The organism is Klebsiella sp. NPDC088457 (assembly GCF_044900465.1).
Taxonomy (GTDB): Bacteria; Pseudomonadota; Gammaproteobacteria; order Enterobacterales; family Enterobacteriaceae; genus Klebsiella.
Genome location: NZ_JBJDNH010000014.1, coordinates 107,592 through 126,965 on the forward strand (window position 1 = coordinate 107,592; position 19,374 = coordinate 126,965).

Annotated in this window: 17 protein-coding genes, 2 tRNA genes and 2 pseudogenes; 11 read left to right on the forward strand and 10 right to left on the reverse strand. The window is 54.8% G+C overall.

Going from position 1 to position 19,374, the window contains the following annotated elements:
- Window positions 1-480 precede the first annotated feature (480 nt).
- On the reverse strand, window positions 481-2,148 hold the full coding sequence (locus tag ACI2JR_RS11365; RefSeq protein ID WP_462478577.1) for an alpha/beta hydrolase: 1,668 nt from the start codon (window positions 2,146-2,148) through the stop codon (window positions 481-483).
- Window positions 2,149-2,319: 171 nt separating this feature from the next.
- Here ACI2JR_RS11365 and ACI2JR_RS11370 point away from each other — a divergent pair, with 171 nt between their 5' ends.
- The 3 genes from ACI2JR_RS11370 (at window position 2,320) to ACI2JR_RS11380 (ending at window position 5,142) form a co-directional block, all read left to right on the forward strand.
- Window positions 2,320-2,565 carry a histidine kinase gene (locus ACI2JR_RS11370; protein WP_132725058.1) on the forward strand — a complete coding sequence of 82 codons (246 nt, stop codon included), beginning with the start codon at window positions 2,320-2,322 and terminating at the stop codon, window positions 2,563-2,565.
- Between the two features lie 139 nt (window positions 2,566-2,704).
- Window positions 2,705-4,159: an AMP nucleosidase gene (locus ACI2JR_RS11375; protein WP_132725060.1), complete on the forward strand. Its 1,455-nt coding sequence runs from the start codon at window positions 2,705-2,707 to the stop codon at window positions 4,157-4,159.
- A 179-nt stretch (window positions 4,160-4,338) separates the two neighbouring features.
- Window positions 4,339-5,142, forward strand: coding sequence for an HAD-IIB family hydrolase (locus tag ACI2JR_RS11380; RefSeq protein WP_462478578.1), 804 nt, complete (start codon window positions 4,339-4,341; stop codon window positions 5,140-5,142).
- Between the two features lie 89 nt (window positions 5,143-5,231).
- On the opposite strand, the gene ACI2JR_RS11385 is transcribed toward ACI2JR_RS11380, so the two are convergent.
- Complete coding sequence (locus ACI2JR_RS11385) at window positions 5,232-5,657, reverse strand: MerR family transcriptional regulator (RefSeq protein ID WP_462478579.1); 426 nt, start codon at window positions 5,655-5,657, stop codon at window positions 5,232-5,234.
- A gap of 185 nt (window positions 5,658-5,842) precedes the next feature.
- Between ACI2JR_RS11385 and ACI2JR_RS11390 the strand changes: the two genes are divergently transcribed.
- Both ACI2JR_RS11390 and ACI2JR_RS11395 read left to right on the forward strand, forming a co-directional pair.
- Window positions 5,843-6,673 carry an alpha/beta fold hydrolase gene (locus ACI2JR_RS11390; RefSeq protein ID WP_462478580.1) on the forward strand — a complete coding sequence of 277 codons (831 nt, stop codon included), beginning with the start codon at window positions 5,843-5,845 and terminating at the stop codon, window positions 6,671-6,673.
- A gap of 205 nt (window positions 6,674-6,878) precedes the next feature.
- Entirely contained in the window at window positions 6,879-7,826 is a 948-nt protein-coding gene (locus ACI2JR_RS11395; protein ID WP_462478581.1) for an NAD-dependent epimerase/dehydratase family protein, read from the forward strand.
- A gap of 201 nt (window positions 7,827-8,027) precedes the next feature.
- Here ACI2JR_RS11395 and ACI2JR_RS11400 read toward each other — a convergent pair.
- The 3 genes from ACI2JR_RS11400 to ACI2JR_RS11410 form a co-directional block, all read right to left on the reverse strand.
- Window positions 8,028-8,103: transfer RNA gene (locus tag ACI2JR_RS11400), tRNA-Asn, on the reverse strand.
- Between the two features lie 127 nt (window positions 8,104-8,230).
- On the reverse strand, window positions 8,231-9,667 hold the full coding sequence (locus tag ACI2JR_RS11405; RefSeq protein ID WP_132725070.1) for an EmmdR/YeeO family multidrug/toxin efflux MATE transporter: 1,437 nt from the start codon (window positions 9,665-9,667) through the stop codon (window positions 8,231-8,233).
- An 8-nt stretch (window positions 9,668-9,675) separates the two neighbouring features.
- Window positions 9,676-9,855, reverse strand: coding sequence for a DUF5951 family protein (locus tag ACI2JR_RS11410; protein WP_462478582.1), 180 nt, complete (start codon window positions 9,853-9,855; stop codon window positions 9,676-9,678).
- Window positions 9,856-9,861: 6 nt separating this feature from the next.
- Here ACI2JR_RS11410 and ACI2JR_RS11415 point away from each other — a divergent pair.
- Window positions 9,862-9,937, forward strand: a tRNA-Asn gene (locus tag ACI2JR_RS11415).
- 161 nt (window positions 9,938-10,098) lie between these two features.
- A complete protein-coding gene (locus ACI2JR_RS11420) occupies window positions 10,099-11,361 on the forward strand; it encodes a tyrosine-type recombinase/integrase (protein WP_462478583.1) in 1,263 nt (420 codons plus the stop codon).
- 190 nt (window positions 11,362-11,551) lie between these two features.
- Here ACI2JR_RS11420 and ACI2JR_RS11425 read toward each other — a convergent pair whose 3' ends face one another.
- Entirely contained in the window at window positions 11,552-12,487 is a 936-nt protein-coding gene (locus ACI2JR_RS11425; protein ID WP_462478584.1) for an AraC family transcriptional regulator N-terminal domain-containing protein, read from the reverse strand.
- Window positions 12,488-12,873: 386 nt separating this feature from the next.
- On the opposite strand from ACI2JR_RS11425, the gene ACI2JR_RS11430 reads away from it, so the two are divergent.
- On the forward strand, window positions 12,874-13,716 hold the full coding sequence (locus tag ACI2JR_RS11430; RefSeq protein ID WP_462478585.1) for an oxidoreductase: 843 nt from the start codon (window positions 12,874-12,876) through the stop codon (window positions 13,714-13,716).
- Window positions 13,717-13,905: 189 nt separating this feature from the next.
- Here the strand turns inward: ACI2JR_RS11430 and ACI2JR_RS11435 are convergent, their stop codons facing one another.
- Window positions 13,906-14,793 carry an SDR family oxidoreductase gene (locus ACI2JR_RS11435; RefSeq protein ID WP_462478586.1) on the reverse strand — a complete coding sequence of 296 codons (888 nt, stop codon included), beginning with the start codon at window positions 14,791-14,793 and terminating at the stop codon, window positions 13,906-13,908.
- Window positions 14,794-14,914: 121 nt separating this feature from the next.
- Between ACI2JR_RS11435 and ACI2JR_RS11440 the strand changes: the two genes are divergently transcribed.
- On the forward strand, window positions 14,915-15,856 hold the full coding sequence (locus ACI2JR_RS11440) for an AraC family transcriptional regulator (RefSeq protein WP_462478587.1): 942 nt from the start codon (window positions 14,915-14,917) through the stop codon (window positions 15,854-15,856).
- A gap of 24 nt (window positions 15,857-15,880) precedes the next feature.
- Here the strand turns inward: ACI2JR_RS11440 and ACI2JR_RS11445 are convergent, their stop codons facing one another.
- Window positions 15,881-16,813 (reverse strand): SDR family oxidoreductase, encoded by a 933-nt coding sequence (locus tag ACI2JR_RS11445; RefSeq protein ID WP_462478588.1) that lies wholly within the window; start codon window positions 16,811-16,813, stop codon window positions 15,881-15,883.
- Window positions 16,814-16,927: 114 nt separating this feature from the next.
- Here ACI2JR_RS11445 and ACI2JR_RS11450 point away from each other — a divergent pair.
- Window positions 16,928-17,285, forward strand: a pseudogene (locus tag ACI2JR_RS11450) (integrase); the annotation flags it as partial.
- A gap of 505 nt (window positions 17,286-17,790) precedes the next feature.
- The gene (locus tag ACI2JR_RS11455) at window positions 17,791-18,165 is read left to right on the forward strand and encodes a helix-turn-helix transcriptional regulator (RefSeq protein ID WP_462478589.1); all 375 of its coding nucleotides are present in this window, start codon (window positions 17,791-17,793) and stop codon (window positions 18,163-18,165) included.
- A gap of 118 nt (window positions 18,166-18,283) precedes the next feature.
- On the opposite strand, the gene ACI2JR_RS11460 is transcribed toward ACI2JR_RS11455, so the two are convergent.
- Both ACI2JR_RS11460 and ACI2JR_RS11465 read right to left on the reverse strand, forming a co-directional pair.
- Window positions 18,284-19,030, reverse strand: coding sequence for a sulfite exporter TauE/SafE family protein (locus ACI2JR_RS11460; RefSeq protein ID WP_462478590.1), 747 nt, complete (start codon window positions 19,028-19,030; stop codon window positions 18,284-18,286).
- Window positions 19,017-19,277 (reverse strand): annotated as a pseudogene (locus ACI2JR_RS11465) (ketopantoate reductase C-terminal domain-containing protein); the annotation flags it as partial. The gene ACI2JR_RS11460 and the pseudogene ACI2JR_RS11465, both read right to left, overlap by 14 nt.
- Window positions 19,278-19,374 lie beyond the last annotated feature (97 nt).

The following is a 19,374-nucleotide window of genomic DNA, read 5'->3' on the forward strand; positions in this document are numbered from 1 at the left end:
GGACAAGGCAACGTATTCTATCCTTTAACGCCTTTTGGCCTACACTGGATGGCCTCGATTACCATTTCAGTTATCGGCGGTCTGTGCGCCGCGGCGGCCACCTGGCACATCACCGGCCGCAGGCTCTCGGTTGTCGAAAACCCGCGGGCTGAAGCCCTGCCCAACGCCGAGCAAAGCAATCAGGGAATTATCGCCGTGATCAACAGCGCCGGTTCCGACGCGATCCGTCTGGCGCTTGGCGCCGTCCCAATGCTGATCCTGTCATTGACTATCGTCGGGTTGATGCAGGCGGCCGGCGTTATCGAACTGCTTCAGCGCCTGCTGATGCCGCTGCTGCTATGGTTGAATATCCCGGTTAACTTTGTCCTGCCGACGCTGGTGAAATGCGTCGCCGGCGGTACCGCCTATTTTGGCGTCATCTCCGAATTAATCCAGCAGGGGAAAGTGACCGTCAGCCAGATTAACGCCTCCGCCGGGCTATTAATTCAGACCTTCGATCTCCCCGGTATTGGCATCTTTCTCGGGGTCAGCTCCCGCTTTGTGCGCCTGTTCCGCTTTGCGGCGCCGGGCGCCATCGTGGGAATTCTTGTCCGCACCCTCATGCACGCGACGCTCTTCTGATGCCGCAGATTTAATGCATCGCGCCCGGTCGGGGCGCCCCTCGCAGGCGAGATCGCGATGAATACGCGCCATCATATAGGGAAAGAACGGGTTGGAGGTCACACGCATCAGGGTATCCAGCCCCACGCTCAGGGTTGAGGTTTCACCGCGGAGCGAAATGGTGCCGAGGCTAATGCCGTACAGATTTTTTTCCGTAGGCTCACGACCATACAGCGAATCGCTGAGCGGGAACGGCACCGCAACATGAGAGAGCGAATACATATCCTGCGGCCAGGCAATATCCAGCGGCGTCACGCGATCGGTCCGCTCCCCCGCCGGCGTCTCACGGGCCACCGTCTCGTAGGTGGTGGGCGAGGCATTGGTGATCACCGTAGTGTCGTAGCGCCGCGGCGGCGGCGGTAAGAGCGAGTTGACCGCCGAGTAGAGCGCCGGCCGGAACAGCGCACGGAGGTTCGCCGCCTGATTAATGTCAAACATCACCAGCTCGCTGCCGTTGTCGGGTAAATAGCGATACAGCGAATTGACCACCGCCCGGGTGCTGACCGTGGAGTCCATCACCGACTGGAAGGTCAAGACCGGCGGCAGCGCCGCGAGCCGCTGGCTGCGGTACGCCTGGCTAATTTGCTGCTGTAGCGCCTGGGTTAACAGCCACGATTGCCGGGCCGCTTTCACCGGAAATGAGTTGTACTTCCAGGGATTAAACTCCGGCACCACGTTCAGCCATGCCGCACGGGCAAAAGCCGGGAAGACCGAGGGCAGCCCCGCCAACCCGGCAAAGCGGGCAAATGCGGTAACGCCAATCATCGGCGACAGCAGAACCAGCTGCTGCGGCCGACGCAGCGTGCTATCCTCCAGCCCGTCGAGCGTATATTTCAGCGCCAGCGCGCCGCCGTTGGAATAGCCAACAAGAGACAGCGGGACATCCGGGCCCGCCAGCCGCGTGGCTTCCCTTACCGCCAGCCGGGTCGTCGCCATCCACTGTTCCCGGTCGACGTCGGTCAGCGCTCCCGGCGCCGTCCCATGCCCCGGCAGACGGGGGATCACCGCGACATACCCCTGGCGCTGATACTCCAGCGCCAGATAGCGCATACTGTAGGGCGAATCCGTCAGACCGTGCAGCAGCACGGCGGCGCCGCGCGGTTTGCCCGACGGCAGCAGAATCATTGAACGGTTCCAGTCGGGATTAAATTGCGCCGGGTAGACCTGACTGTGGGCGTAAAAACGGTTAAGCGGCGTTTTTTCATCATCGCGCAGCGTGTCGGTCAGGTTGCGGCGCATATCGCGGAAAATCGCCTCTTCGCGCCCCCGGTAATCGGCAAAGGTGGCGCGGTCGATCTCGTCGGCGGTCATTTCATCGGCCGACCAGGTATGCCAGCTGTGCAGCGCCGGGCCGCGCTGCGATTCGTAAATACGGCCAATAAAAAAGACGATAACCACCAGCGCCAGCCCAATAGCGACTTTTTTCACCGCGTTGATAATTTTTGATCGCGACTGATGCCGGAGTCGGATAAAACGCATTATGGTCATCTCACTTTCCATTTTTTATTACACAGCGTGGTCGTTAAACCGGGTTGCCCGTTCTATCAGAGGCAACGCGGGTCTTTTTAAACATAGATTAAACCAACGGGCTATTCTGATTGTCAGAAAAGAGATGAAGGGCAATTATCGCCGGGAATGTGGCAGCTCGGGGAAATACGGATGGAATGGTGGGTAAAAAAAGTACAATCAGGTCAGGAAGCGGAACCGCATTGCGTGGTATTACAAAGCGGTCAGTTAATGATTATTGCCGAAATTGCATCCCGCGATTGCGGTTTACAATGCGGGGATAAACTCACGCCGCTGGCAAACGCGCGCTACTGCATCAACAACGATACCGCCAGGACATTAAAAGTGATAAAAGCGGTCCATTTTAGCGCCGAACGCTGGGCGGACATCGCCCGTTGATACGAATAAACGCCAGCCCCCACCTCAACGATATTGAATACAATCGCTTTCCCCTCTATGCCGCTAAAATTCCCCTTCGCTCTTTTCTGCCTGTGACATACTATCGAACATGTCAGCAGACCTGAAACAAGGAGCGAAAATGAACCACAAGGCCGCCAGTCTGACCCCGGAACAAGCACTCACCCAACTGGAAGCGCAGTACGAACGTTCGGTCAATGCATTACGTAAAGCCATCGGCGAGTATATCGACCACAACGTTCTTCCTGATGACGAGGCCCGCGCTAACGGCTTATTTGTCTATCCGCAGCTGTCCGTTTCCTGGGACGGCACCGATCACAAGGCCCTGAAAACCCGCGCCTGGGGCCGCTTCACCCATGCCGGTTGCTATACCACCACCATCACCAATCCGAAACTGTTTCGCTCGTATCTGCTGGAGCAACTCACGTCGTTGTATCAGGATTACGGCGCGCATATTAGCGTCGAGCTGTCGCAGCATGAAATTCCCTATCCTTATGTAATTGACGGTTCCGCATTAACCCTCGATCGCTCGATGAGCGCGGGCCTGACCCGCTATTTCCCGACGACCGAGCTGGCGCAAATCGGCGATGAAACCGCGGACGGCCTGTTCCATCCGACCGAGCATCATCCGCTTTCGCATTTCGACGCCCGGCGCGTCGATTTCTCCCTCGCGCGCCTGCGCCACTATACCGGGACGCCGGTGGATCATTTCCAGCCGTACGTTCTGTTCACCAACTACACCCGCTACGTTGACGAGTTCGTGAGCTGGGGATGCAACCAGATCCTCGATCCCGACAGCCCCTATATCGCCCTTTCCTGTGCCGGCGGCATCTGGATAACGGCCGATACGGAAGCGCCGGAACAGGCCATTTCCGACCTGGCGTGGAAAAAGCACCAGATGCCCGCCTGGCACCTGATCACCAAAGAGGGCCAGGGGATCACGTTGATTAATATTGGCGTTGGACCGGCCAACGCCAAAAACATCTGTGACCATCTGGCGGTGCTGCGCCCGGACGTCTGGCTGATGATTGGCCACTGCGGCGGCCTGCGTGAAAGCCAGACCATCGGCGACTACGTGCTGGCGCACGCCTACCTACGTGATGACCACGTGCTGGATGCGGTATTGCCGCCGGATATCCCTATCCCCAGCATTGCCGAGGTGCAGCGCGCCCTGTACGACGCCACCAAGCAGATCAGCGGCATGCCGGGGGAAGAGGTTAAACAGCGGCTGCGTACCGGTACGGTGGTTACCACGGACGACCGCAACTGGGAGCTGCGCTATTCCGCCTCGGCGCTGCGCTTTAACCTCAGCCGCGCCGTGGCTATCGACATGGAGAGCGCCACCATTGCCGCCCAGGGCTACCGCTTCCGCGTCCCGTATGGCACGCTGCTGTGCGTGTCCGATAAACCGCTGCACGGTGAGATTAAGCTGCCGGGTCAGGCCAACCGCTTCTATGAAGGGGCGATATCTGAGCACCTGCAGATCGGCATCAAGGCCATTGATTTACTGCGCGCAGAAGGCGACCACATGCATTCTCGTAAGCTGCGCACCTTCAACGAGCCGCCGTTCCGCTGACCCCTCCCCCTCTTTGCCCGGCGCCACGGCGGGCAAAGAGGAAACAACCAGGCGGGCTTGTTCCCCCGGCGCCGGCCTTCAGCCGCGGTACATCCTGCCGCGGTATAACTCATCGCCTTCCGTTATAACGCCAGCTCATCAAAGCGCGATAAAATCGTTTTTTTATATTGGGAGTGGATATGCGACCGCTTGCGCAGGCATCACAGGCAATATTCTCCTCGGTAAAGTATGTTCTGACCGATATGGATGAGACGCTCACCTTTCGCGGGCGGCTTTCTGCCGCCACCTACGCGGCATTAGAGCGGCTGCAATCTGCCGACATCCGGGTGATCCCCGTCACCGGCGCCCCGGCAGGATGGTGCGATCAGATGGTCAGAATGTGGCCTGTCGATGGCGTCATCGGCGAGAACGGCGGCCTGTTCTTTCAGCGCTCCGCCGCGGGGCAGACGATAGACCGCCACTTCTGGCACGCGGAGCGGCAGCGCGACGTGCTGGAAAAACTCAATGGCATCGCAGAGGAAATCGCAGAAACATGCCGCTGGGCGACCCTTGCTGAAGATCAGCCGTTTCGCCTGACCAGCCTGGCCTTTAACCTGCCGGAACGAACGGCGCAGATCGACACGCTGCGTTCGTCGCTGCACGCGGCCGGCTTACAAACCACGGTCAATAATTTATGGCTGCTGGGCTGGTGCGGGGAATACGATAAACTGACGATGAGCCGCCACGTTCTCAGAACGTTTTATCACCTGGACGAACCGGATGCGCAGGACAGCGTCTTTTATTGCGGGGACTCTGAAAATGATGCCCCGATGTTCGCCGGATTCAGGCATACCCTCGGCATGAGCACCCTGCGCCAGCACCTGACAACCATTCCGGCGCTGCCGACGTGGATAAGCCAGGGTCCCGGAGGAGAAGGGTTTGTCGAGGGGGTGGATAAAATCCTGGAGCACAAGAAACGCGCGAGCGCCGCCGGCGCTCTCTGAGGCCGCAGAAAATCAGCAAAAGCCCGCCAGCGGGCTGTTTAAGCCAGCGGCAATCGCGTTAAGCGGACCGTTCGCTGCCTGACCCGGTGTTACCGTTCCCCTTTACCGGCGGCGGGTTCCTGCAACTGCCCGATCAGCCTCTGCATGTTCTCCTCGCACGAAATCCCTTCAGGCCGATCCGCGATGCTGGCGATCAGATTCAGCAGTTCCAGCTTGCTCTTCGCAAGCTGCTGTTGCATCAGTTCGATCTCCGATACCCGCGTCTTCAGCGACTGTACCAGCTCCTCATGATCCCACTTTTTCTGTCGTTGCGGCAGAAAACGGCGAATTTGCTCAAGTGAAAAGCCCGCGCGCTGCGCGTTATCAATGATCTTCAGCAGATCCGCCGTTTCCACAGCATAATTCCGGTAGCCATTTCCCTTGCGCGGAGGCGGTGTAATCAGCCCCTCGGCTTCGTAAAAACGGATACGGGAGGGCGTCACGCCCGTCGCTTTTGCCAGTTCACCAATCCTCATGTCATTGATTCCCCCTATTGACCTTAAAGTTAACTTTAAACTTATACTTTTTCCACGGTCAACAGAAGATCGTTGCCGGACCGGTGCGCAAGCTCTGGCGTCTATCCGCCCGCCAGTCGTTCAGGCACGAGCCGCGCCCGGAACACACCTCTGCCTTTGACAACTTACTGAACCGGAGAAACGATATGGGTTATGTAACAACCAGCGACGGCGTTGATATTTTCTATAAGGACTGGGGACCTGAAACGGGAAAAACGATCTTCTTCCATCACGGCTGGCCGCTGTCCAGCGATGACTGGGACGCCCAGATGCTGTTCTTTGTGAACAAAGGTTTCAGGGTCGTCGCCCATGACCGACGCGGTCACGGGCGTTCAAGCCAGGTGTGGGACGGCCATGATATGGATCATTATGCCGACGATGTTGCCGCCGTCGTTCAGCATTTAGGCATACAGGGCGCCATGCACGTGGGGCATTCAACCGGCGGCGGCGAGGTCGTTCGCTACATCGTTCGTCATGGCGAAGATAACGTTTCCAAAGCCGTACTGATTAGCGCCGTCCCGCCGCTGATGGTAAAAACGGAGCATAATCCGCAAGGTACGCCTGAATCGGTGTTTGCTGACTTCCAGGCGCAGCTGGCCGCCAACAGGGCGCAGTTCTATTACGATGTCCCCGCGGGCCCCTTTTATGGCTACAACCGGCCGGGAGCCAGTCCGTCGCAGGCGGTGATCTGGAACTGGTGGCGCCAGGGGATGATGGGAGGAGCCAAAGCGCACTATGACGGCATCGTTGCGTTCTCACAGACGGATTTCACCGAAGATCTTAAGCGTATTTCCATCCCGGTACTGGTCATCCATGGCGATGACGATCAGGTCGTTCCCTACCATGATTCAGGTTTACTTTCCGTAAGCCTGGTCAGGAACGGTACGCTGAAAACCTACAAAGGGGCCCCGCACGGGATCCCCACCACCCACGCTGAGCAGGTCAATGCGGACCTGCTGGCGTTTGTAAATAGCTGATGCGCTGACCACGGCCGCTCGTCAGCCGTGGTCCCTGCAGATAAATCATCACCAGAGGCCCCCTCGCCACCGCAGAGCCGGGGGGCGGGTTGCGATGCAAACGCCGCGCCCCTTACGCAACGTCGGTAAACTATCCTTTTACTGTTTACGTCGCGTGACGGACGCAGATGCCTTGCATCGGGATTGAGAATAATGAGGAACGGAGATGCAAACGATTCTGGGCGCCAGCGGTCAGATTGCCCGCGAGCTTGCCCGCGAGCTGAAACGCTCATACACCGATGACCTGAGACTGGTCAGCCGCAGCCCGCGCAAGGTGAACGACGGCGATGTGACCGTCGCGGCCAATCTGCTTGATGCGGCGCAAACGCGGGAAGCGGTAAAAGGCAGCAGCATTGTCTATTTCGCCGCGGGGCTGCCGACGGACTCGGCGCTGTGGGAGCAACAGTTCCCGACGATGCTGAAAAATGCGCTCGATGCTACCCGCGCGGCGGGAGCCAGTTTTGTCTATTTTGACAATACCTATATGTACCCGCAGAACGGCAATCCGCAGACGGAAGAAACGCGCTTCGCCCCCAGGGGGCGTAAAGGAAAGGTGCGCGCCCGAATGACGAACATGGTGCTTGAAGAGATGAAACGCAAGGCCATTCCGGTCATTATCGGACGCGCACCGGAGTTCTATGGGCCGGGGAAGACGCAGAGTTTTACCAACGCCCTGATCATCGACAGGCTAAAAACGGGCGAACGGCCACGCGTGCCGGTACGTGACGATAAGCTGCGTACGCTCATCTGGACGCCTGATGCCAGTCGCGCCCTTGCTGTTCTCGGTAATACCCCGGATGCTTTCGGCCAGAGCTGGCACCTGCCCTGCTGCGACCAGCGCCTCACCTATAAACAGTTTGTTACGCTGGCCGGTGAGGTGTTCGGCACAGCCGCTGAATATTCCGTCCTCAGTAAGCAGAGGATGATCGTTGCGGGTCTGTTTTCGAAGGGGATACGCGAAATTCGGGAACTGCTGCCGCGCTATGAATATGACAACCTGTTCGAATCGGCGAAATTTAAACATCGTTTCCCTGATTTCACCGTCACAACCTACCGTGAAGGTCTGGAAGAGATACACAGAGAATGGCGGGATAAGCAGCCGAACCGGAATTAGCCACCGGAGACGCCGGCGGATGACCAGACGTATCTTGCATGTTGTGACCAATGTTTCTCAGTTTTCCCGGCCCGCTCATCGGACCGGGCCCTCTGTTGACAGAGCACTCGGCATCGGCTCAGGTGTCCGCCTTCCGCAGATTTCAATCGCGACAAAAAGCAAAAAGCCCGCTTAAGTTTCCTTAAGCGGGCTTTTTAAATATGGCTCCTCTGACTGGACTCGAACCAGTGACATACGGATTAACAGTCCGCCGTTCTACCGACTGAACTACAGAGGAATCGTGTGAACGGGGCGAATATTAACGGCGCCGTAGGGCCTTGTCAAAGGCTGTTTCTCACATTTTAAATCGTTTGCCGATTTATTCTCCATTTTGGGTAAAAAGTACCGTTTCACCTGAAAAGCGGTTATTTTTCGTCCACTTGAGTTTTACTCCGCGGATATTTCCATAGCCAGCGCCCGCTCACCATTCGGCAATAGAACAGCACGCCGCGCACCGCCCAGTCGAGCACCATCCCCAGCCAGACGCCGATAACGCCCATCCCGAGGACAATCCCCAGCGTATAGCCCGCCACCACGCGACAGCCCCACATGCCCAGCATCGACACCCACATGGTATAGCGCACATCACGCGCGCCTTTAAAGGCGCAGGGCAGGATCCACGAGGTCGCCCAGATCGGCATAAAGAAGGCGTTCAGCCACAGCAGTTCCTTGACCACCACTTTGACATCTTCTTCGCTGGTATAGAACGAAGCGATCAGGTTAGCGAACGGCGCGGTGCCCCAGGCAATCACCGTCAGCACGATTGTGGATAGCCAGAACACGTGCCACGCCTGACGCTCGGCCTGCCCTATTTGCCCTTTGCCCAGCCGTTTACCGGTAATGATGGTGGAAGCAGAACCTAATGCATTCCCCGGCAGGTTAATTAACGAAGCGACGGAAAAGGCGATAAAGTTCCCGGCGATGACGTTAGTCCCCATTCCGGCAACAAACATCTGCGTCAGCAGTTTACCGCCGTTGAACAGCACCGACTCGATGCTCGCCGGGATACCGATGCCCATCACTTCCCAGATAATCGCGAAGTTGAACGGTTTAAAGTAACTCTTCAGCGAAATGCGCAGCGCCGGGTTAAAACCAATCGCCAGGACCCACACGATCGCCACCGCGCCAATATAACGGGCGATCGTCAGCCCCAGCCCCGCGCCGACAAACCCCAGCCCCGGCCAGGAAAAAACGCCGTAAATCAGGATGCTGCTGATAATAATATTGAGGATGTTCATCCCGCCGTTGATCAACAGCGGAATTTTGGTGTTGCCGGCCCCGCGCAAAGCCCCGCTGCCGATCAGCGCAATCGCCGCCGCCGGGTAGCTCAGCACCGTCAGCTCCAGATAGGTCAACGCCAGAGCCTTCACCTGTGACGAGGCGTCTCCGGCGACAACGTCGATGATCTCGCTGCCGAAAGCATGGATCACCGCCGCCAGCAGAATGGAGAACAGCGTCATGATGACCAGCGATTGTCTCGCCGCCGCCCTCGCCCGCCGCCGGTCGAGTTTGCCGAGGCTAAAGGCCACGACCACAGTGGTACCGAGGTCGATGGCGGCAAAAAACGACATAATCACCATGTTAAAGCTGTCGGCCAGCCCCACGCCCGCCATCGCCTCTTTTCCCAGCCAGCTGACCAGGAACGTACTCAACACCCCCATCAGCAAAACGCAGGTGTTTTCGAGGAAAATAGGCACCGCAAGGGGGCTGATTTCACGCCAGTAAAGGACACGGTAACTTTTACGCTTTTTAAACCAGGTCGTGCGTTCAGCGACCTGGCGTACTGCGGAGGTGACGTTCAAGGGAGACCTTAGTGAGAAAAGTTGAAACTACATTTCAAATGATGATAGAGAATGGGCGATCCTGCAAAACATTTTTCCTGATTAATTGTCGGTAATAGCAACAAATTGTTGATGGAAACGGCAGTTGAACATCTGTCGGCGAATTGATGTTTGACAAATATTTTTTCGCCGCTAAGATACGACTCCACAACGATTCCTCTGTAGTTCAGTCGGTAGAACGGCGGACTGTTAATCCGTATGTCACTGGTTCGAGTCCAGTCAGAGGAGCCAAATTCTTGTTTTCATGCCGCTCTGCGAATCCTTATATGATTTTGATTCAATAAGTTAGCGTGAAAAGTCTTCCCGATGCTTTTTTAGTTTTCCCTCCGCATCGGGAGAATTTGGTGGTCAGATTTGGGGTCAAGTTGGTTCGATGACGGAGTGACCCCCAAATGTCTCTGAACGACACTAAAATCCGCAGCTTAAAACCATCCGCTAAACCTTTCAAAGTTTCCGATTCTCATGGCCTGTACCTTTTAGTCAATCCAGGCGGTTCACGTCTCTGGTATCTCAAGTACCGTATCAATGGTAAAGAATCCCGCCTTGGTTTAGGCGCTTATCCCGATGTCTCCCTGTCTGGCGCACGACAACAGCGCGACGGTATCCGCAAGCTGCTGGCGCAGAATATTAACCCTGCCCAACAACGTATCGCCGAAAGGGCAGCTCGCTCGCCGGAAAAAGTCTTTGAGACCGTGGCACTGGGCTGGCATAAAAATAATAAGAAGTGGTCGCAGAATACTGCAGACCGCCTGCTTGCCAGCATGAGAAATCATATCTTTCCGGTAATTGGTCATCTGCCGGTAACAGAACTGAAACCCCGTCATTTCATCGATCTGCTGAAAGATATCGAGGCGAAAGGTCTGCTGGAAGTCGCGTCCCGCACGAGGCAGCATCTCTGTAACGTCATGCGCTATGCCGTGCATCAGGGGTTAATCGAAAACAATCCGGCGGCGAATCTGGGTGGCGTGACAGCCCCACCCGTTACGCGCCACTACCCTGCCCTGCCACTGGAGCGTCTGCCGGAACTGCTGGAGCGCATTGATGACTATCAGCAGGGACGGGAATTAACCCGTCTGGCCGTTTTGCTGACGCTTCACCTGTTTATCCGCTCCAGTGAACTGCGTTTCGCCCGATGGTCAGAGATTGACTTCAGAAACCGAATCTGGACCATTCCCGCCACCCGCGAGGCTCTTCCTGGTGTTCGCCACTCCGGACGGGGAGCAAAAATGCGTACGCCACATATCGTACCGTTGTCCGGGCAGGCCATCGCCATTTTAGAGCAGATTAAAGCAATTTCCGGCCACCAGGAGCTGGTGTTTCCCGGTGACCATAATCCGTATAAACCAATGTGTGAAAATACAGTCAACAAAGCGCTGCGTTTGATGGGGTATGATACGAAAAATGATATCTGCGGCCATGGCTTTCGGACAATGGCCTGTAGTGCCCTGATGGAATCCGGCTTGTGGCCACAAGATGCTGTAGAGCGACAAATGAGTCATCAGGAACGCAACGGAGTACGTGCGGCTTATATCCATAAAGCAGAGCATCTGTATGCCCGGAAAGCTATGATGCAATGGTGGTCGGATTATCTGGAGGTAAACCGTAGAAGTCATGTAGCGCCGTATAGTTACTCCTGGAGTAATAACGCTGTCTAAATTATCTACATGATAATCTATTGATGTGAAGCAGTTCCTTGCTGTAAAGGTTCTGCTTTTTTTTGAAAAAATAGCTCTCAGGGAAGATAACCAGTAAAAATGAATAAGGCAAAATTTTTAATTAATAAGAGCTGCGTAACCCTCCTTGAACTTTAGTAATTTATTACCTGAATCTTCAGTATGCTCGTCTTCATTTTAGCAAACTGTGTTTCAGGTTGGCTTCCGCTGCCACCGTTGAGTTGAGAACTCGATTAGTCATTAGCCGTGTGGTATCCGTCACCGGTGGAGCACCGAACATCCGCTTGTAATCCCGGGTGAATTGCGACTGGCTCTCATAGCCCACCCTCACCCCGACTGCGCCCGCTCTTTCGCCCTCCGACAGGAGTATTCGGCGGGCCTCCTGGAGACGGATCTGAGTACGGTACTGAATGGGGGACATCAATGTGAGATTTTTAAAATGACGGTGAAACGAACTGACGCTCATGTTTGCCATCTTGGCTAACGTCTCAATACTCATCGGATTTGCATAGTGCAACTTAATCCAGTTTGTCACCTGACGTATTTGTAATACATGAGACCTGTTAAGAGAGAACTGAGTGAGGACATCGCCCAGGTTACTTTGTATCAGGCGAAAATAAATCTCTTTTACAATCAACGGGGCGACAAACTCAATATCGTTCGGCTGGTCGATAAGTCTTAACAGCCTCATGAATGGTTCGAGCAAGTTGAATGTCGTTGTCGTCGCCGCAATTCCCGGAAACGAACGTGAGCTAATGGGTTTAGCCGGAACATCCTGCAACACCTCAGCAAGAAGAGATAGATCAAGATCGAGAGTAAATGCAAGATGTGGCATTCCATTTGTTGCCATGTAAATTTGTGTTGCTACGGGAACATCCACAGTCACCACTAAAATTTTCTTCGGATTAAGCCAAAATGAACTGCGTCCAAGCTGGACATGCTTGCTTCCCTGAGCAATAACGACAATTCTTGGATGATAAATAAGATGCTGTGGACGTGTCGCATTTTCTATCCTGAACAAAGTAAGGCCTGAAATATCAGTCAACCGATGCGAATCCGTACAGTGATGTTCAATAATATCGCACAAGGACGGAAGGATCCTGTTCATCAATAATCCCGTATCTCAATGTTTAACCCTGGCTCCCAATGAAGCCACCTGACCTATATTGGCACAGTCTTCTGAATCATCATATCCGGTCTGCTTCCGCGAGCGATGTTTACTCTTTCACAATGAAAAATCACGTTAACCTCAAAGCCTGCGCCGGCGCATGCATTCATGAGTCCTCCGAGAGGCTGTGATGATAAGAAAATTGACAGGATCGTGCAAAAAAAAGGCAGTATGTGTGTAGCAGATACCCCCCAAAAGCACGAATATTCTCTCTATCACCGTTACATATATTGATCCCCTTTTGCAGAAAATACCCAAATAAGAACCTGAACGGGTTGCGCGCCATCAGGTTCAGTGGCTTTTCATCATCAGCAGAGGTCAGCGATATGACAGAAAGAAAGGTTTGGTTTATTACAGGATGCTCGACCGGATTTGGATATGAACTGGCACGCCAGGTCCTCGCTAAAGGCGATCGGGCAGTCCTTACCGCTCGAAATATCTCAACGCTTCACAGCCGTTTCGCGGAGTATGCCGATAATGCTTTTATCCTGCCACTGGATGTCACCAATGAGGACATGATTCGTAAAGCGGTTGCAGAAGCAGAGGCACATTTTGGCCACATTGATATTCTGGTCAATAATGCAGGCTATGGCTACGTCTCAGCGATTGAAGAAGGCGAAGATGTTGAAATCCGGCGTCAGTTTGAAACCAATGTGTTTGGATTATTCTCGCTGACGCGGCATGTACTTACGGGCATGCGGAGGCGTCATAGTGGTCACATCATTAACTTTTCTTCCATCGGCGGTCTGATGGCTTTCCCGGCGGTCGGTTATTACAATGCAACCAAGTATGCTGTGGAAGGATTCTCTGAAGCGTTGTCTCTGGAGGTCGCCGCTCTGGGTATCCATGTGACAATTGTCGAACCAGGACGTTTTCGGACCGACTGGGCCGGTCGATCAATAATCGAATCCGGTACGATTATTGACGAATACGTTAATACGACAGGAAAACGCCGGGAGCAATTGCGCGCCTCCTCCGGAACCCAGCCGGGCGATCCTTCACGCGGAGCAACGGCTATTATCAAGGCGACGGAAGCTGCTCAGCCACCGTTACGGCTTCCACTTGGCACAGATGCCTATCAACTTATACAGGCCAAACTTGATGCCATGCAAAAAGATTTTGAAAAGTGGAAGGAACTGACTGTTAGTACCGACTTTCCTGAAAAATGACGCCGACAACGCCAGACTGGCCAATGATTGCTCCGGGACAGGCCACCGCCGGGTGCGCCTGCTCCTGGAAAAGAATGATGTCAGTCTTTATCAAACCTCATTAAACATACGGAGAGTCAGACTCGCCGTCCAGCAGAGCCGCTCAAGGAAACTTAAGCGGCTTTTTTTGCTACAGGAGGGTTTGGCAGGCTAAAGCGAAAAATACCGGGCAATATCCGTAAGCAGCCCTGGATGGGAGGGATGCCAGCCGACGCGCTGTCGGGTCTGCGTACCTGATGCCCGCATATCCATCTGCGCGAACATCGCCAGCCAGCCAAAATGGTCATTAGCGGCTTCAGACGAGAGGCTGACCAGCGGGACACCCAGACCCACGCTAATTGCTTGCGCGATATCACGAAGAGGGATGCCTTCTTCCGCTACCGCATGGTAACGCAGCCCGGAGTGCTGTTGTTCCACCACCAGCCGGTAAAGCGCAGCGACATCAAGAAGATGAGCGGCGGCCCACTGATTGGTCCCCTCACCCACATACGCGGATATCCCTTTCTCGCGCGCAAGCGCAATGAGTTCAGTGACGAACCCTTGTTTACATTCATTATGAACCTGCGGGAGCCGGACAATCGAAACGTTGACGCCGTTTTCTGCTACGCGGGCTCCGGCAACTTCAGTTGACTTGCGCGGGTTGCGCGTCGCGGGGTCATAAAAATCTTCTGTTGCCAGTTGACCCGGCGCGGCGCAACCCATAGCGGCAACGGAGGTAATGATCAGGGGGCGAGAGGATCCCTGTAGCCCGCTTCCCAGCGCTTCGATGGCCTGGGTTTCTTTTTTCGCCGTCTCCTCTGGATCGCTAAAAGAGTGATCATAAGCACAATGAATCACTGCATCGGCCTTTTGCGCCCCCTCAGCCAGGCTCTGAAGATCTTCCAGCGCCCCCCGGTGAGTTTCTGCTCCAATGCGGGCCAGAAGTTGTTCACTTTTATCTGAACGAGCCAGGCCCGTCACCCGATGGCCGGCCCGGCTAAGTTCTGCAGTGACCGCAAGTCCAATAAAACCGGTGGCTCCCGTTAAAAAAATATTCATAATTTTCTCCTGCTAAGCGGTTTCAGATTAACAATTTCACCCTTAATGGCAGTGTAGAAGATGAATATCGGTACGGTCTCTGCTATAAATACACCATTCTGTGCAGATCGTACGGTATTTTATGGATCCCCTTTCAGAAGTTCTGTCATTGCTCAAACTGGAGGCTTATATCTCCGGCGGTTTCCCCCTGCAGGCGGGAACCGGCCTCGAATTCAGGCGACATCCAGGCATCAAATGCTACGTTGTTATTGACGGAAACTGCTGGGTCTCTGTCACCGGGCGCCAGGAGGCCATCTTTCTAAAATCGGGCGACTGTGTGTTTCTGCCTTCCGGCGCCCCCTTCTGTCTGGCGACCGATCCCGGCAGCCCACGGCAACCTTTTATCCCGCCCGACAAGGAGGCGGGTTCTGCGCTGACGATGCAGGCGCCACGGGACGGCGCGTTTATTCTTGGCGGACGTTTTACCTTCAGCAGCGCCCATGCCGATATCCTGCTGCATTCCCTGCCTCCGCTGATACCGATCGCCGAGGGTATTGGGCAACAGGTTATGCGTAATGCCATGGAATGCCTGCGTGAAGAGCTGCGCCTCCCCCAACCGGGTGGTGATTTGATTGCGCAGCAGCTGGTACAAATCATGCTGGTTCAGGCGTTAAGGGTATTGCTTCAGCAGGAAGGGGATGAACGCGTTGGCTGGATGTTTGCCCTTTCCGATCCGCATCTCAAAGCCGCGCTTAACTATATGCACCAGGATCCCGCTTTCCCCTGGACCCTGCAGGAACTGGCAAATCGGGTTGGCATGTCCCGGACCGTTTTTACCAAACAATTTAAACAGAAGGTCGGCACCACGCCGATGAAATACCTCTCCCGATGGCGAATGTTGCTCGCAGGAGAGCGCCTCAGACACTCCCGCGATTCGATCACGCAGATATCGCTGTCCGCCGGGTACGACAGCGATAGCGCGTTTGGCCGGGCGTTTAAAAAAGAGTGGGGATGCTCTCCGCGCGAGCATCGCCAACAGCGGCCGGGGAAAAATACGATCTCGTCATCAAATGCAGGCGAATAACACAGCGCCTGATGCAATAGTCATTTACTGCGACACGATGCGATCGTTGAACGCCTGATAAAAAGCCGCATAGTCTCCGCGTTCAGCAAAGCGCTGAGGCTTCACTTTTTCAACCAGCACTTCCGCGATATCGGGCTGAACGCTGAGGATACTCATCGTTTCCTCAATAAACGCCGCCAGCGGTATTCCGGCAGGATTGCTGGCATGCTTATCACCCATCAGCTTTGTTTGTACCAGTGGAGGAACAAGTTCGGTCACCTGTACGGAAGTATCACGCAGCTGGTAGCGCAGACTCTGCGTCCAGGAGTGAATCGCCGCTTTCGTTGCACAGTACGTCGGAGTAGGGGCGATCGGTACAAAAGCTAAGCCGGAAGAGACCGTCAGGATGGCGGCATGGGGTTGGGCCAGCAAGTGTTCAATCAGCTCAGCCGTTAAGCGAATCGGCCCCAGAAGATTGGTGGTGATTTCGGCTTCCGCAACCGAAACATCGCCGCTTTTCAGATCTTCCGCACGCATGATCCCCGCATTATGTAAAACAATATTTAACCCGGGCCAACCGCTTTTTAACGATGTGGCACACGCCCTGATTGACTCAGGACTGTCGATATCAAGTACGATGGAATGCATGCCCGGGTTTGCTGCGACGGTATCATCCAGCGCTTCTTTTCGCCGCCCGGCGATGATCACCTCATTGCCCGCATCATGGAGCGCCTCGGCCAGCCCGCGACCAATACCGGACCCTCCCCCCGTGATCAGAATCGTATTGCCGGTCAGTTGCATTAAAATTCCCCTCTGCGTGCTGTTAATGAGCATCAGTGGCTCATTGGTTAAGAAGGAAAAAGTATATGGCGTTTTCTCGCTGGGTACTCGCCAGAAAGTACGTAATACTATGCCGATAATACCTGAATAATAAGGTGATGCTTTAAAGCCAAGGAGACAATGAGCGAGTGCGCCCATAAGCCCGATTAGATGACAAAATCCGCCTTAACCGGAGGAGTTGGTGAGCGTCAGTTAAGTACAATGAGTAATACAAGGGTAATTTCCTTTTTTTCTTCGATTAGCATGATTACCCCAGCCCTGCCGCTGGAGCATCTGCCTGAGCTGCTGGGACATATTGAAGGTTATCAGCAAAGCCGGGAACTAACCCGGCTGGCGGTACTGCTCACCCTGCACTTGTTTATTCGCTCCAGAGAGCTGCGTTTCTCACGCTGGCGCGAGATCGGTTTCAGAAACAAAATCCGGACCATTCCCGTCACCCGTGAAACCATCATTCCAGGCGATGGCCTGAAGCGCATTAATGGAATCTGAGGGTTGGTCGCAGGATGCCGTTGTATGCCAGATGAGCCACCAGAAGCGCAACAGCGTACGGGCGGCTGATATCCATAAAGCCACCCATCTTAACGCTCGCAAAGCGATGATGCAGTGGTGATCGGATTATCTGGATGTGTGTAGGAAAGAGTAGGTCCTTCCATGATCTGTCCTTAATTGAGTTCCACCCTGTGGACTGCACACACAAGACCATGCGCTAGTCTGGCCGCCTTTAAATCAAGGCCAGCAACAACGGCCAGTAATCCAAATGGCAGAGATTATAGTGACATGCGATCCACCTTTGCGCGTAGAAACCGGTGACGTTTGATATGTGGAATAATTTTGAGCAGCAAAAGGAGTTGCAGTCAGCACAAATTTTCCTGACACAGGACACCACTCAGGCTAACAGTCCTGCAAACATGTAATCTCATCAAGATGCCACTCCCACCCTGACAACGGCACTCTCACGAGCATGGCCACTATAACGCCATTGCAGAGCATTTTTCCTGCGGCTAAAACGAGTGCAGATAAAGAAAAGACCTCGTGAGGGAGGAAAAAGTCTGTAATGATGATTTTTACTACATCGAAATATTTTACAGCTGTAAATGTTGTGATAACTCCAAAAGATGCCGTCAAGACATAGACTTTTCTATTGGCAGGATTATCGCCATGACCGCTGGGACCAGATCACACTCACGAATAGGCCAACTGCGAGAACAGTTCGCCAAACCGCTCCGGATTACCAACCTGGCCTGAGCCCTTCCGCCTTTCATCACCAGTTCAAAGCAGTAACTTCGATGACCCCCCTTCAATATCAGAAGAAACTTCGGTTGCTGGAAGCGCGGCGCATGATCCCGGCCCAACGGATGAAAGTCGGATCCGCCGCGTATGCAACAGGCTACGAGAGCCCTTCGCAGTTCAGTAGGGAGTACGCACGAATGTGTGGACTGCCACCGAAGCAGGATGCAACCACCCGTCCCTGGCACTGGAGGATGATATAGTAAAACCACCCGGCTAAGTAGGCGTTCTGCACCTCCGCAGAGAACGGGATTTGTCGACCCGCCTTGATTGCCGACAGCAGAAGCGGTCTGGTAGCGCCGTCAGCACTGGCTTGCCATTTTATTTAAGAGCGAGGAGCATTCCTGCTGCCCCAGCGACAAGAACAGCATCAATGAGAAGCTCGAACGCGTGCATCTGGAGCCGCTGGACGAGACGTTTCGCAATCATCGAACCTGCGAACAATGCGATGCCGATGGCAAGTCCACGTGTGATGACGGCCGGTGCAAGTACGCCCGATGCACCGAACGTACCAAGCTTGCCTGCGTAGAGCAGGATAGCGCTTGCCGCCTCCGATCCGAGAAATACGCCGCCACTCATTCCGTACCCGGTGAATACCGGCACGCTGAGAGGCCCGGTGGACAGCACGAATCCGGTCAGGAACCCGACAATCGCCCCGGCAAAACTCATGTGCCAGAGATTCAGGTGGAGATTCGATCGTCTGATGAGGCGGCGCAACGGGATCATCGCAAGGAAGAAAGCTGCCAGAAACACATCCACAGTGGCAGGAGAGATCGTCAACAGCGTGTGCGCCCCGAGCATGGCCGCAGGAACACCCGCCAGGGAGTAGGCAAACACCGGCCGCCAATGGATCTCGTGCCACCAGGCAATCACCCGTCCGATGTTGCCGAACAGAGACGCAATCGCCATAACAGGCACTGCAATCCTTGGCCCGTACATGGTGACGAGGACGGGGAGCATGATTAGCGACGAACCAGTGCCGACGACACCGCTGAGCACGCCGGCACCGAGGGCCAGGAAGAAGATAAGTAATAGCGCGATCATCTGCCTGGGATCAACCTGGGCCATCGCTAGCAGCCGCAAGAAGCGGCACCAGGATGTCGCTGACAGGCGTTGGAATGCTGTGAACCCGGCCGCGACGCGCAATGACACCGTTGCGGATATCCCATTCGAGCGGTCGGCCTGCTTCTCGATCCGTGAGGATGGAAGTGCTCATGTCTGCGGGAGCCGCCCGGAACTTGTCGAGGATCTCCTGCGGCACTTCGTCGCCGAGTTCTGCTCCTTCTGCCCGTGCCACGGACAGACATTCCTGTAAATTGTCAACGACGGTTAAAAAGTGATCCACTTACATCTCCACCGACGGTCTAATATTGATCCACCGTTTTACTCAGGATTAGCTTCAGCGATAACCC

What these genes read in the sequence shown, in the direction of transcription:
- ACI2JR_RS11425 (WP_462478584.1), bottom strand. Translation starts at nt 12,487, where the DNA reads ATGAACAGGATCCTTCCGTCCTTGTGCGATATTATTGAACATCACTGT.
- ACI2JR_RS11435 (WP_462478586.1), bottom strand. Translation starts at nt 14,793, where the DNA reads ATGAATATTTTTTTAACGGGAGCCACCGGTTTTATTGGACTTGCGGTC.
- ACI2JR_RS11445 (WP_462478588.1), bottom strand. Translation starts at nt 16,813, where the DNA reads ATGGGCGCACTCGCTCATTGTCTCCTTGGCTTTAAAGCATCACCTTAT.
- ACI2JR_RS11395 (WP_462478581.1), top strand. Translation starts at nt 6,879, where the DNA reads ATGCAAACGATTCTGGGCGCCAGCGGTCAGATTGCCCGCGAGCTTGCC.
- ACI2JR_RS11420 (WP_462478583.1), top strand. Translation starts at nt 10,099, where the DNA reads ATGTCTCTGAACGACACTAAAATCCGCAGCTTAAAACCATCCGCTAAA.
- ACI2JR_RS11440 (WP_462478587.1), top strand. Translation starts at nt 14,915, where the DNA reads ATGGATCCCCTTTCAGAAGTTCTGTCATTGCTCAAACTGGAGGCTTAT.
- ACI2JR_RS11365 (WP_462478577.1), bottom strand. Translation starts at nt 2,148, where the DNA reads ATGACCATAATGCGTTTTATCCGACTCCGGCATCAGTCGCGATCAAAA.
- ACI2JR_RS11390 (WP_462478580.1), top strand. Translation starts at nt 5,843, where the DNA reads ATGGGTTATGTAACAACCAGCGACGGCGTTGATATTTTCTATAAGGAC.
- ACI2JR_RS11370 (WP_132725058.1), top strand. Translation starts at nt 2,320, where the DNA reads ATGGAATGGTGGGTAAAAAAAGTACAATCAGGTCAGGAAGCGGAACCG.
- ACI2JR_RS11375 (WP_132725060.1), top strand. Translation starts at nt 2,705, where the DNA reads ATGAACCACAAGGCCGCCAGTCTGACCCCGGAACAAGCACTCACCCAA.
- ACI2JR_RS11385 (WP_462478579.1), bottom strand. Translation starts at nt 5,657, where the DNA reads ATGAGGATTGGTGAACTGGCAAAAGCGACGGGCGTGACGCCCTCCCGT.
- ACI2JR_RS11430 (WP_462478585.1), top strand. Translation starts at nt 12,874, where the DNA reads ATGACAGAAAGAAAGGTTTGGTTTATTACAGGATGCTCGACCGGATTT.
- ACI2JR_RS11455 (WP_462478589.1), top strand. Translation starts at nt 17,791, where the DNA reads ATGCCGTCAAGACATAGACTTTTCTATTGGCAGGATTATCGCCATGAC.
- ACI2JR_RS11460 (WP_462478590.1), bottom strand. Translation starts at nt 19,030, where the DNA reads ATGGCCCAGGTTGATCCCAGGCAGATGATCGCGCTATTACTTATCTTC.
- ACI2JR_RS11380 (WP_462478578.1), top strand. Translation starts at nt 4,339, where the DNA reads ATGCGACCGCTTGCGCAGGCATCACAGGCAATATTCTCCTCGGTAAAG.